Source organism: Neobacillus sp. SuZ13, assembly GCF_030123365.1.
Taxonomy (GTDB): Bacteria; Bacillota; Bacilli; order Bacillales; family Cytobacillaceae; genus Neobacillus.
In genome coordinates, this window is the sequence record NZ_CP126107.1 from 3,542,000 (window position 1) to 3,554,501 (window position 12,502).

Consider the following 12,502-nt stretch of genomic DNA (forward strand, 5'->3'; position numbering starts at 1 on the left):
TATAAAACTGGTAAACTACATTCTCGTTCCAGTTTCAATTCGCACTATTCAGGTAGGAATAATTTAATATGTTGACTATTATACCGCTCTCACCCCCAATAATCAATAAATTATTTCTGATGTCTTTGAATTTTCAAAAAAAGTGGAATAACGTTCATTAAATTGACTGACCCACTTTTTTGAACAAAAAAAAGAGTCCGAGGACTCTTTTTCCAAAGATAATTAGTAACCGGCTAAGCCAGATCAACAGTCTGGGATGAGGACAATAATGAAAAACCCTCATATCCCTTCGCTGCAATCTCATCACATTTTTGTCGGTATACCCCGACACCGCCTAAATAAATCAGGAATCCACGCGGCTTACCAGGAATATTTGCACCAGTGTACCATGAGTCAGTTTTCGTAAAGAGCGTGGATTCAGCCACTTCCCGGCAATGTTTACTCCATGCTTCCTCTGCGTCGACATTCGCCTCAATTGTTTCCACACCATGTTTTTGCATATACTCAATACAATCAGCAATCCATTCGACATGCTGCTCGATCGAGACAGGCATGTTACTTAGAACCGAAGGACTTTCCGGTCCAGTAATCATGAACATATTTGGAAACCCAGCATTGGCGATTCCAAGATAGGTCCTTGTCTGTGCTCCCCCTGCCCATTTCTCCTTCAGTGTTACTCCGTCTTTACCTCGGATATCCATTTTCAACAATGGCCCTGTCATTCCATCGTATCCTGTCGCAAAAACAAGTGTGTCAAATTCATACTCCCCGTCTGTTGTCCGGAGCCCATTAGGAGTAATTTCCTCAATAGGCGCTTTCTTTACGTCTACTAATGTGACGTTATCACGGTTATACGTTTCATAATAATTCGTGTCAATTATTGGCCGCTTCGTCCCATAAAAATAACTTGGAAGAAGTTTTTCTGCTACATTAGGGTCTTCTACGATTTGACAGATTTTAGTCCGAATAAATTCGGCCACAGTTTCGTTGGCTGCTTCATTAATTGTAATATCATAATACGCGCTAAACAGCCCTAATCCACCTTTCTCCCATGCCTCTTCGTAGACCCGCTCCCGCTCCTCAGGTGTCACTTCCAATGCTGACTTAGTAGGGATTGGCACTGGCTGGCCCCCCTGAGATTCACGCATTTGACGTTTGATTTCGCTGAAATTTTCCTTCGTTTTCCGGATGTACTCTGGGTCATAAGGATGATTTCGCGCAGGAGCGCAGTACTGTGGTGTCCGCTGGAACACAGTAAGGTGCTCGGCCTCTGCTGCGATGACTGGGATGGCCTGAACACCAGTCGACCCCGTTCCAATAATTCCTACCCGCTTCCCCTTGAAATCCACCTTTTCATGCGGCCAATGCCCGGTGTGGTACCAGTCGCCCTTAAAATTTTGAACTCCTTTAAAATTTGGAATATTGGCGGCTGATAGACAACCCACACCTGTGATAAAGAACTTGGCTGATACGCTTGTCCCATTATTTAAATAGATCTGCCATCTATTCGTCTCTTCGTTATAATGTGCTGCGTTTATCCTTGTCTTAAATTGGATGTCACGACGGAGCTCAAACTTGTCTGCGACAAAGTTTAAGTAACGCAGGATTTCTGGCTGCTCAGGATATCTAGAGGTCCATGTCCATTCTTTATAGAGTTCTTCTGAAAAAGTATAGTTATAATAGATGCTTTCCGAGTCACAGCGTGCTCCAGGATAACGGTTCCAATACCATGTACCGCCAACACCATCGCCCGCCTCATAAACATGGGTAGAGAAACCAGCCTCACGTAAGCGATGAAGCGTATATAACCCCGAAAAACCTGCCCCAACAACAACAGCGTCGTAATTAGCAACATGATTCGATTGTTTCATAGATTCCATCATACTCCTCCTCCAGCATCTATATTAATCGTTAAACCCTGCCAACCTTTTGGTCAATTTCACTTAAGAATTTGGCGAATTTAGAAATCGATCCTTTAATCCGTTCCGGAAATACCGCCATATTTGTAAAATAACCATGCACTAACCCTTCTTCAATGATTGATTCAACCTTGACCCCTGCCTGTTTTAGGCGTTCAGCATAGGCTAAACCTTCATCTCTTAGGACATCATTTTCTGCAGTAATAACATACGCCGGCGGAAGATTACTTAAATCATCAGCCAATAATGGCGCGATGTATTTATTTTTTGTATCTTCTTCATTGTTAATATAGTAATTGCCAAACCATTTCATTAAATCTCGATCCAGCCCAAACCCTTGTTGAAACTCTTCATATGATTTGGTGTCATACCCTAATGCTGTTACTGGGTAAATAAGAACTTGGGCCGCTATTTCTGGACCATTTTGTTCCTTGGAGATTAACGAAACGACGGCAGATAGATTCCCACCAGCACTATCACCGCCAACCACTAGATTGGAAGCGTTTCCATTTAATACCGCAGCATTTTCACTTACCCACTTTAATGCAGTATAAGAGTCTTCTACAGGGATAGGGAATTTATATTCAGGTGCAAGCCTATAATCCACTGAAACTACTACTCTTCCTGTTTGATTGGCAATCATTCGGCAACTAGGATCGGCCGTCTCAAGATCACCAATTACCCAGCCGCCGCCATGGTAATAGACAAACAGTGGAAATGGTCCTTGGCCTTCCGGTGTGTAGATCCTGACTTTTATTTCTGCATCATCTGCAACAGGTATCATTCGGTCCTCAACCTTCGCAAGCGGTGCCAACTCTACCTCAACAGGAGGAGCTAAAGCAAACATTTCTCTAACGGTTTGTGCATCTAATGTCTGGATCAATGGCATCTGACTGAACATTTCTAAATAAGCTTTTGCTTGCGGATCTAAATTGGCCAAAGAACATCTTCCTTTCCTAATGAGGATTTTTTTAACTTTCATAGAAAAGATTTCTTAAAAGTCTATCTAAAGATTACAATTTTTTGTATAATTTGAATATTCCTAATTTTAGACGTGCTATATCCCCTAAAAGGAGATGATAATTTGACATCTCAGTATACCTTTCAGCAACAAATTCAAAAATTAGAGGAAGCAACATGCCATGAGGAACGACTTTTTAAAATTCTTGATGTTTACATGGAGCTTTATCCCGTCAGGAATGCCTATTTATTTAGATTTTCCCCGTTAGGCTTTCTTGGAGAAGGTATTATCTTATTAACAGCTGATGGAATGGTACATATTGGGGATATTCGGGATGATGTCCGTTCCCTGCCGATTATTTACTCAGCGATTCATGAAAAGAAAGCGAAGTATTGTTCAGGAATTGAGTATTTGAAGCAAACAAGCAGTAAATACATAACATCATCGAGTATACATTCGGTTGTGGTTGTCCCAATCTGTTTTCGTTCAGTAATTATCGGCTATATTTGCACGAATGAGTTTATAAAAGGAGCTAGGATTGATGAAATTCTTCTTTCCTCCTTAACTCGTTATGGAAAAGAAGTTGGAAAGTTTCTGGAGAAATCCGACAATGTGGAGGACCCGCAATTTCTAAGTAAGAGGGAACTTGAAGTGATGCGCAGAATTGCTTGGGGAGAAAGCACAAAGGAAATGGCAGATTTAATGAAAATTAGCGAATTAACAGTCAAGCAGTATGTAAAAACAGCGATTAAAAAACTAGGTGTTCAGAATCGTTCCCATGCGATTGGCGAATTATTCCGCAGAGGAATTATCACGTAGTTTTTTGAAAGCGCTTTATTCACAAAGGTCCCAGCAGATTCGATTAAAAGTTTAGCACCCAAATGGGTGCTTTTGATTTTTTATTTAGCTGGTGCAAGTGCTCCATCCACATCATAGTTTTGGGGATCAATTTCTGTTTGTTTACCTACCACTAGTTTGGCTAGTTCTGCACCAAGATACGGCCCACTCGTTAACCCTGAAGCCCCAAGGCCATTGGCTAAATAGATTCCTTCAAATTGTGGCAATGCCCCAATCACAGGCAAAAAACCTGGGGTGAACGGCCGAAATCCAACTCTTGTTTCAAGATATGTGCATGCAGCTAGACCAGGTGCTGTTTCTAGCGCTTTGCTTAAAATCTCATGAATTCCACCAGCTGTTACACGCGTGTCAAATCCAGCTTCGTTTTCATGGGTCGAGCCGACAACAACTCGGCCATTTTCAAACGTAAGAATGTAATGATTTTTAGGCGGCATAATCACAGGCCATTGACTTGTATCCGTCTGGGGTAATTCTAGATGAATGATTTGCGCTTTTTGAGGTTTGACCAAAAACTCTACACCTAATGGCTGCAAAAGCTCGTTAGACCATGCACCTGCAGTCAGAATTACTTGATCTGCAGGATACATTTTATCTTCAATCTTAATCCCGACTACTTGATTCCCCTGCACCTCGAGGGACGCATTCCCGTGGTGAAATGTAACTCCATATTTTGTGGCGCCGCGTATTAATGCCTCACGCAATGCCCTTCCATTAACCCGTGCTCCCCCACTCACATGAACAGCCCCATATTCTTCAGATAATGGTGGGAATAGACTCTTTGTTTTTGACGGTGATAGAATAGTAATCTCACCGATTTCTGGTGCATCATCGCGACGTTTTCTCGCTCGTTCCGCCATTTGTTCCAGTTTATCCAGTTCCGTATGAAGACTGATTGCCCCAACTCGTTGGTATCCCGTGTCTCTCTCTCCGTCTGCTTCTAGTTGAGCAATTAATTCTGGATAGTAACGAGCTCCACCTTTGGCTAACTGATACCATGCTTTGTTACGCCGCTGTGAAAGCCAAGGGCAAACAATACCCGCTGCGGCATCAGTCGCCTGTCCGGAATCCATTCGATCAACTACTGTAACCTTTGCACCTAATTTCGCCAGATGATAGGCTGTCGATGCACCCAGAATTCCTGCTCCAACCACGATTATTTTCTGCATAAAACACCTGTTTCATTATTTTTAAAAAAAGGATTTAATAATTTCTTGTTCATTGTTACATTCGGAACAAATATATTCAATCTCTAGAGCATCTTCGCGTACCATATGCTCTGTTTCCTTGCCGCATTTTTCACAATAAAGATTCTTAGGGAATTCAATCATATCAAACACCACTCACTTTTCAAATATTGTTTTAACATCTTTTCATGAATAATATCCCCCAAGTTAATGAAATGAACCAAAGATGGTTAAATTATAGACGAGCAATTTCTCATTGCTCAAAAAACTTCGTCGGGAGTGATGTATCATGGCTAGAAACAAACTATTGGTTCCTGGAGCTGACAATGCTTTAGATCAAATGAAAGAAGAGATTGCCAACGAGTTTGGAGTTCAACTTGGTGCTGATACGACCGCGCGAGCAAACGGTTCAGTCGGCGGCGAAATGACAAAACGTCTTGTCGCATATGCTGAACAAACCCTCAGAAATCATCAAAATCAATAACAGATGATTTCAATCGAAGGCTGTCCCATAGAATTTGGGACAGCCTTTTTCAATTTTGGGTATACAAACTTCGCCATTTTACGTTTAAATAAAAGAAAAAGAAGTTAAGGAGGAAATCATGAAACAACGAACAGCGATTGTTACGGGGGCATCAAGCGGCTTCGGGATGCTAACCGGGATTGAATTGGCAGTAAAAGGCTTTACAGTGATTGCAACTATGAGGAATATCAACAAATCAGAGCCTTTATTAACTCTTGCTAAAGAAAATAATGTCGAGGATCTCATTCATGTTCAACCGCTTGATGTTACTTCCAGTGATTCCATTCAACATTTTCATGATATTCTCCGTGAGTATCCCGTTGTTGAGGTATTAGTAAACAACGCAGGGTTTGCCCTAGGCGGTTTTAGCGAGGAGCTTTCCATTGAAGAGTATAGGAGTCAATTCGAAACCAATCTGTTCGGAGTAATTGCTGTCACCCAGGCAGTTCTGCCATCGATGCGGACAAGAAAGCAAGGCAGAATTATCAATATCAGCAGCATTAGTGGAAGACTAGGATTCCCAGGATTATCAGCTTATGTCGCTTCTAAACACGCTCTTGAAGGTTATAGCGAAAGCCTGCGCCTCGAGTTGAAGCCATTTGGGATCGACGTTTCCCTCATTGAGCCTGGTTCCTATCAAACCAATATTTGGGCAAGTGTGGACGGGATGGAAGTCAATCCTGAGTCCCCGTACCTATCCTATATGGAAAGTTTACTACATGAAATTGAGGGCGGAAAGACAAAGCATGGTAATCCCATCGAGGTTGCTAAATTGGCAGCAAATATTGCCTCGCAGCGGCAATCTCCTGACCTAAGGTATCCGATCGGGGCCGGTGTAAAGACGATGCTTAGGCTTAAAAATTTGCTGCCATGGAAGCTTTTAGAAGCCATTATACTCAAGCGACTTAAGCCTTAATTATTTGTCGCATCAATTATGACAAGGTTATTTTTACGAAGGGCTTGCTTGTCGCGAATTCTTATCAGCCTTTTCTTTTTTTCTTTTTCATAAAAATAATGGACCAGGAAGTATGAAATAATACCAAGGATGATTCCAAAGATTGTCATGCCTATTAGAACATGGACACCTCCGTGAAGTAAGCTGACCACACTGTGTAAATCTCCATGCATTAATTGTTCGAACGAAAAATGGGTTTTATGCCCGATTCTCCCGTTATTTGGATAAATCAGTTTACCGATAGGTTTGGCTAACGGCAGGAGCAAAACTGGTAAAAAGGATATTTTCCCAATGACATTTCCGATAATCGCAGCTGGCAAAGAACCTTTTGCCATTCGAACCAATGGTAAAAATACGATATAAACAAGGGAAGCAGTTGAAAGAACAATCATTTCTAAGCCAAAACCAATTGCAAATCCCAAAGATACTTTTTTGGCACCACCTGGAGAACGAAGCAATTTAATAAAATTCAACTTAAACGCCCGTCCAATTCGTTGAAAAATGTGATGCTTTTTCTTTTTTTTGTTCATATGCATTCTTCCTTTTTACATCAGATTTTCGTGACTAGATAGCTTAGTTTTAGGACGATATAACTAATACCATTATCATAACACTAAAATAAGAAAAATTAAGATAATTGTAAGCGAACTCATTAATTACCAAGGATAATTTTTCCTCATCCCGACTCTTTCTTTATAAAAAAGGAATGATTCTTATTATTCCTTTCTTGAAAAAAAATAAGCCGTGATAAGTGATAAAATATCACTATCCACGGCTTTATTGGTTTCCTTTAAAATTGGAAGATCCGATCAATATCTTGAATCTCTTCCGCTGTTAATTGTACCTGTAAGGTTTTTAAATTATGAAGAACTTGATCTGCTCGTTTGGCACCAGGAATGATCACATCGATGCATGGACGGGACAGATACCATGCAAGAATCACTTGGGCAACTTCCGCCCCCTTATCAAATGCAATAGTACGAACCTGCTCAATCTTTTCCAAGTTTTGTTCAAAAACTCCTTCTTTAAATTGCGGTCTTTTACGGTTCTTTTCATTTATTTTCGTTTCACGAGAATACTTACCAGTTAATAATCCAGATGCTAATGGGTAAAATGGAACAAAAGAAATCTGCTGTTCAGTAACATATGGAAATAATTCCCTCTCAGCACTGCGGCTAAGTAGGTTATATTCCCCTTGATAAACATCAACATAACCATCTTTATTGGCTTCTTTTAGTTGATCAATTGAAAAATTAGACACCCCGATTGCTCTAATTTTTCCTTCATCCTTTAATTGCTTTAATGCCCCAACCGCTTCGTCCTTCGGTGTATCTTGGTCGGGAAAATGGATATAAAATAAATCGATGTAATCCGTTTGAAGCTTTTTTAAACTCTCTTCGACTGCTTGTTTTAAAAAAGCCGGTGAATTATCAAGAACCATTTCATTCCCAATCAATTTGTGTGCTGCTTTAGAGGCGATGACTATTTCTGAACGATTCCCACTCTCCTTCACGACTTCCCCGATGATTTCTTCCGATCTTCCTAAGCCATAGACAAAGGCTGTGTCAAGGAAATTAATCCCATGAGCCAAGCCGGTTCGAACTAACTCCCTTCCTGCTTCTTCATCCAAATTTGGAAAAAGATTATGGCCTCCAACCGCATTGGTACCAAGACCAATTGGATTGACAAATAAATCTGTTCTCCCAATTCGAGTATGTTTGGTCATAAGCGTTCAACTCCCTTAATTTACTAATTTGATGATAACAAACGGTTGGAAGTGAAAACAAAGGTAATGCTTAAATTTTTTATGTATAAGAAAAAGACCATCTAGAAGGATGGTCTTTAAACGCGTTTTGTTCCAACGTATCTTGAATGCCAATATGGGTTGTTTGTGCTTGTAATCATGACTCCTTTTGATGAAGAAGCCATAATCATTTTACCATTTCCGATATACATCGCTACATGTGTTGGTTTACTTGCCTTAGTTGGAGCATAAAACATTAAATCACCTGGTTGTATATAAGAATAAATACGATATCCGTTTCCATAGAACATTTGTGCTGCTGTACGATTTAGGTTTTTTCCAGCTCTAGAATAGGAATACTTAATAAGACCTGAACAATCAAATCCTCCGGGTGACATTCCGCCCCACTGATAGGGTACTCCAATATTAGACTTTGCAACCGAAATTGCTTTTGTATGATAATATGCTGCTTCCGCTTTATCACCCATGTTAGCAAACAAAGAGCCACAAGAAACGATAATGATAAACGCTACGATGAATTTCTTAAGCATAATTGTTACCTCCTAGTGTGATTTGATAGTTCAAATATACTAGAAAGGTGTAACAGAGACATCTCATAAATATTACAATCTCATTACAATGTTATTTTGAAATAATTTTGAATTTATCGCTTTTAGGGCAAAGTAAACATATGTTACTAATTTGACGAGGAGGACATAATGAAGGTAACAGACGTAGTTGTCCATTGTTTGGAGAATGAAGGGGTGGAATATGTGTTTGGCATCGTCGGCACGGAGGTGCTGGACGTCGCTGATTCCCTTTCAAAATCAACTCAAATTCAATACGTAAATGTTAGGCATGAGCAAGGAGCGGCATTTATGGCCGATGTATATGGAAGATTGTCAAACAAAGTAGGTGTATGTTTGTCAACACTTGGTCCTGGAGCCACCAATTTAATAACGGGAATGGCCAGCGCCCAGCTTGACCATTCACCTGTAGTGGCCATCATTGGTCAAGCCGGTGTAGAACGCCACCATAAGGAATCCCATCAATACATGGACCTTGTGAAGATGTTCGAACCCGCAACAAAATGGAGCACACAAATCAATGAATCCCAAACTGTTCCAGAGAAAATTCGAAAAGCATTCAGGATGGCAAAAATGGAGAAACCGGGTTCGGTTGCAATTACTTTACCAGAAAATTTTTCAAGTCAAATGATTGCCGGTAGTCCCTTACCCGTTACATCCCTGCCTGAATGTGTTCCGGTTCAAGAGTCAATCGAAGCGGCATGTAGCTTTATCAAAAAACATCTAAAACCATTTGTCATCGTCGGAAATGGGGTAAACAGGCAAGCGGCAGTCCCCGAACTACTGACTTTTGTCGAAACCCTTCAATGCCCTGTTACCCATAGTTTTATGGCAAAAGGAGTGCTCTCTAAAGAACATCCTCTTAACTACTACACCTTTGGTTTTAAGGAAAATGACGAAGTGTTAACTGGATTAAAAGAGGCAGATCTCCTGATTGTCATTGGCTTTGACTTTGTCGAAAAACTGCCAAAGGACTGGAATGGGAAGAAACTTCCTGTCTTACATATCGATTCATTACCAGCAGAAATCAACGACTACTATCCTGTAGGGATTGAGCTGGTCGGAAACATGAAGAAAACATTACAACTCCTTAACCAATCAGGCCTCCCAAACAAATCATGGTCTCCTTCAGACGGACTGAAGGACCAAATAAAGGCAGCTTATCAAATCAATCAACTGGTGTCAGGCACTCTTCATTTGACGATTGAGAATGTTCTCCGCTGTGTTGAATCTCATACAACAGAAGATACGATCGTGATATCCGATGTAGGGGCACATAAGGTTTCCATAGCGCGAACATATCAGCCGAAAAAGCCGAATCGGCTAATCATTTCAAATGGGCTTGCTGCCATGGGAATAGCTATTCCCGGAGCGATTGGGGCGAAGCTTGCTTGTCCAAATGACCCAGTTATTTGCATTACCGGCGATGGTGGTGCTTTAATGAATTTTGCGGAAATAGAGACGGCCAAAAGGCTCGGACTTTCGTTCATTATTATTGTATTAAATGACTCAATGTTAAAGCTTGAAGTGTCGCAAATGAACAAACAGTTCGGAGAGAGCTACGGAGTAACATTCCAAAACCCGGACTTTCTCCAATTGGCCGCCAGCTTCGGAATTAATGGTATGCGGGCGAGTACACTTGATGACTTTGAAAACATCTTTAATGAGGCATGGCAGTCTGGTAGGGAAATCTTCTTAATCGAAGTTGCGTTAGAAAATTGACCGCCTGTCTGGAAAATGGACAGACTGCTTATGCTTGCTTCTTAAAGCCTAAAAGGCTATTATACAAAACACCGGGGAATTTACTACCCGGTGTTAATTAACAAAGAGATCTTTGCAGGTGAATTATTTCACTTGTAATACTAGAAAAACCTTTGATATCAGGGACACTTTTTAAACTAAGTGCACATTGTCGATCGCTGGCATTGGCCATTGTTTCAAAAGCTAAAAGCATTTGGGACAGTGCTTCATCTGAAAGAAACGGACGCCCTTCAGATTTGGAGCATTTTTCTAGTAAAAACCCCAAATGCTCAATCGCAAAAATAACGGACCAATAATGATCCAATGCCTTTTGATTTACCGGAATCTCCCCCGCTGCTGTATTATATAGAGTTATTAAATTAATGATATTCGTGCGCATTTTTTTCAATTCTCTACTCGTTGAAGCAATAAAACCTTCTCCTTGATCAGAAAAGAGAATAAACAAAAATTGTGCCTGACTTCGAATTGTTTTAGTGGTTAAATGCGGCAGTCGACAAGAGGCTGACCGCCTTCCCACGAAACCTCCCCCGATAAGACCAATGAAAATTCCAATCGCAACATCGATTATTCTAGCAGAAGCAAAGTATGCAAAGCTAAAGCTTTCTTGACTAGTGCTTTCTGCCATAAGTAATGCATTCGGTGTAAAAAATAGTGCAGCTAATCCATAATTTTTTACAATAAACAGCTCAGTAATAAACGTCAACATTAAAATAAATAAAGCAATTAGGTATCCATTAGGATGTGTAGCTAGAATAAAACTGGCTATTAAGATACCTAGGATGGTGCCAAATCCCCTTTGAATCGCACGATGATAAGTCGCGACAATTGTAGAACCTGACAAAACAGCTACACAGGATAAAGGAACCCAATATGAGCGTATAAATCCAAACTGAAAGGCAATAATTGCAGCAATAATTGTGATCACGCCAAACCGTATCGACGTTATAAATACAATTGATTGTTTATCAAAAGCACCCATAAAAAGAGTTTTAAGTGATGGTTTAAAGATTTGAATGGTTTGATTTATTTTAGAAGTTGGTTCATTCATGATAGCATCGGCATCATAAATTAACGTAAATAGGTGGACTACTTTTTCATCCATCTCAACTGGCTGAAGAATTTTTTTGGACACACGTTTACTCTTATCCTTATGACCTAATGAATGGGCTATTTCCCGCACTGTCTGTCCCAATTCAGGTGAGATGTTTGAGTGACCTTTAGAAAAATTGTCAAGTACAAACAGGAATATTTTATTTGCATGATTATTTAATACGTATAAACGATTAAATAGGTCTGTTGTTCGCCAAGGGATATACCCCGCTGCTAGTGTCTCCTCTGCTTCTTTTAAAACTGACATAACGCGATGTCTTGCCTCACTAAAATTCTTTGCACCAACGGAATCTAGAAACGCAGCCAATTCCAAATAGACTCTTTGGACTACCCCTGTTTCCGGGCCATGGGGATTGTAGAACCAACCAAACATGGCAATAATCCACGAGAGGGCACCACTAAGAAAAACAAGGCCGGCCCGCAACGGGGCAAGCTCTGGTTGAATCGGCATCCCTGTTGTCATCGCAAAAACCAACACAAAAAAGATAGCAGAGGGTCCCGTAATTCGTAAAGCACCAAAAATAAAAATAGCAGTGGCACCAATGATTCCCATTAAAATGGCGATGGCTAGCGGATAAGGAGCAGCAAGTGTACCTAATACTGATACCAAGCACATGCCAAGGATGACAAAAAATATCTTTTTTGCCCTCTGGGCATATGGAATATTAAATACATAAAGATAGGTAAAGCTCCCCATACCTGCCAACAATCCATATTCAATGTTATCAAAGAGCAGTCCAATTGTAATAGGCAGAGCAGCAGCAACACCCGCACAAAATGCCTTTAGCCATGGAAATGGCTTCTTATTAACAGCCATTGCTTGCTTCATAATAGTTAAGACTTTTGAGGAAGATGCTCCTGATTTATGGTTTTCACCCATGAAATCGCTACTTTCTAAAA

General features: G+C 40.5%; 11 protein-coding genes. 4 read left to right on the forward strand and 7 right to left on the reverse strand.

The window, feature by feature from the left end; translation table 11 throughout:
• Nucleotides 1-233: 233 nt before the first annotated feature.
• Together QNH17_RS17390 and QNH17_RS17395 are read right to left on the reverse strand one after the other, a co-directional pair.
• Nucleotides 234-1,883, reverse strand: a complete 1,650-nt coding sequence (locus QNH17_RS17390; protein WP_283873820.1) for a flavin-containing monooxygenase — start codon at nucleotides 1,881-1,883, stop codon at nucleotides 234-236.
• Between the two features lie 28 nt (nucleotides 1,884-1,911).
• Complete coding sequence (locus tag QNH17_RS17395) at nucleotides 1,912-2,859, reverse strand: alpha/beta hydrolase (RefSeq protein WP_283873822.1); 948 nt, start codon at nucleotides 2,857-2,859, stop codon at nucleotides 1,912-1,914.
• A 144-nt stretch (nucleotides 2,860-3,003) separates the two neighbouring features.
• Here QNH17_RS17395 and QNH17_RS17400 point away from each other — a divergent pair, with 144 nt between their 5' ends.
• Nucleotides 3,004-3,699, forward strand: coding sequence for a response regulator transcription factor (locus QNH17_RS17400; RefSeq protein ID WP_283873823.1), 696 nt, complete (start codon nucleotides 3,004-3,006; stop codon nucleotides 3,697-3,699).
• An 80-nt stretch (nucleotides 3,700-3,779) separates the two neighbouring features.
• Here the strand turns inward: QNH17_RS17400 and QNH17_RS17405 are convergent, their stop codons facing one another.
• A complete protein-coding gene (locus QNH17_RS17405) occupies nucleotides 3,780-4,904 on the reverse strand; it encodes an NAD(P)/FAD-dependent oxidoreductase (RefSeq protein ID WP_283873825.1) in 1,125 nt (374 codons plus the stop codon).
• Nucleotides 4,905-5,211: 307 nt separating this feature from the next.
• Here QNH17_RS17405 and QNH17_RS17410 point away from each other — a divergent pair, with 307 nt between their 5' ends.
• Together QNH17_RS17410 and QNH17_RS17415 are read left to right on the forward strand one after the other, a co-directional pair.
• A complete protein-coding gene (locus QNH17_RS17410; RefSeq protein WP_026567533.1) occupies nucleotides 5,212-5,406 on the forward strand; it encodes an alpha/beta-type small acid-soluble spore protein in 195 nt (64 codons plus the stop codon).
• A gap of 118 nt (nucleotides 5,407-5,524) precedes the next feature.
• On the forward strand, nucleotides 5,525-6,361 hold the full coding sequence (locus QNH17_RS17415; RefSeq protein WP_283873828.1) for an SDR family oxidoreductase: 837 nt from the start codon (nucleotides 5,525-5,527) through the stop codon (nucleotides 6,359-6,361).
• Here the strand turns inward: QNH17_RS17415 and QNH17_RS17420 are convergent.
• From QNH17_RS17420 to QNH17_RS17430, 3 genes are all read right to left on the reverse strand, one after another.
• Nucleotides 6,358-6,930: a DUF2062 domain-containing protein gene (locus QNH17_RS17420; RefSeq protein ID WP_283873830.1), complete on the reverse strand. Its 573-nt coding sequence runs from the start codon at nucleotides 6,928-6,930 to the stop codon at nucleotides 6,358-6,360. The two genes, QNH17_RS17415 and QNH17_RS17420, sit on opposite strands and share 4 nt — an antisense overlap.
• Before the next feature lie 260 nt (nucleotides 6,931-7,190).
• The gene (locus tag QNH17_RS17425) at nucleotides 7,191-8,126 is read right to left on the reverse strand and encodes an aldo/keto reductase (RefSeq protein WP_283873832.1); all 936 of its coding nucleotides are present in this window, start codon (nucleotides 8,124-8,126) and stop codon (nucleotides 7,191-7,193) included.
• A 116-nt stretch (nucleotides 8,127-8,242) separates the two neighbouring features.
• A complete protein-coding gene (locus QNH17_RS17430) occupies nucleotides 8,243-8,695 on the reverse strand; it encodes a C40 family peptidase (RefSeq protein ID WP_283873833.1) in 453 nt (150 codons plus the stop codon).
• Between the two features lie 168 nt (nucleotides 8,696-8,863).
• Between QNH17_RS17430 and QNH17_RS17435 the strand changes: the two genes are divergently transcribed.
• Complete coding sequence (locus tag QNH17_RS17435; RefSeq protein WP_283873834.1) at nucleotides 8,864-10,453, forward strand: acetolactate synthase large subunit; 1,590 nt, start codon at nucleotides 8,864-8,866, stop codon at nucleotides 10,451-10,453.
• Nucleotides 10,454-10,550: 97 nt separating this feature from the next.
• On the opposite strand, the gene QNH17_RS17440 is transcribed toward QNH17_RS17435, so the two are convergent.
• Nucleotides 10,551-12,482, reverse strand: coding sequence for an FUSC family protein (locus QNH17_RS17440; protein WP_283873835.1), 1,932 nt, complete (start codon nucleotides 12,480-12,482; stop codon nucleotides 10,551-10,553).
• Between the last annotated feature and the right edge of the window lie 20 nt (nucleotides 12,483-12,502).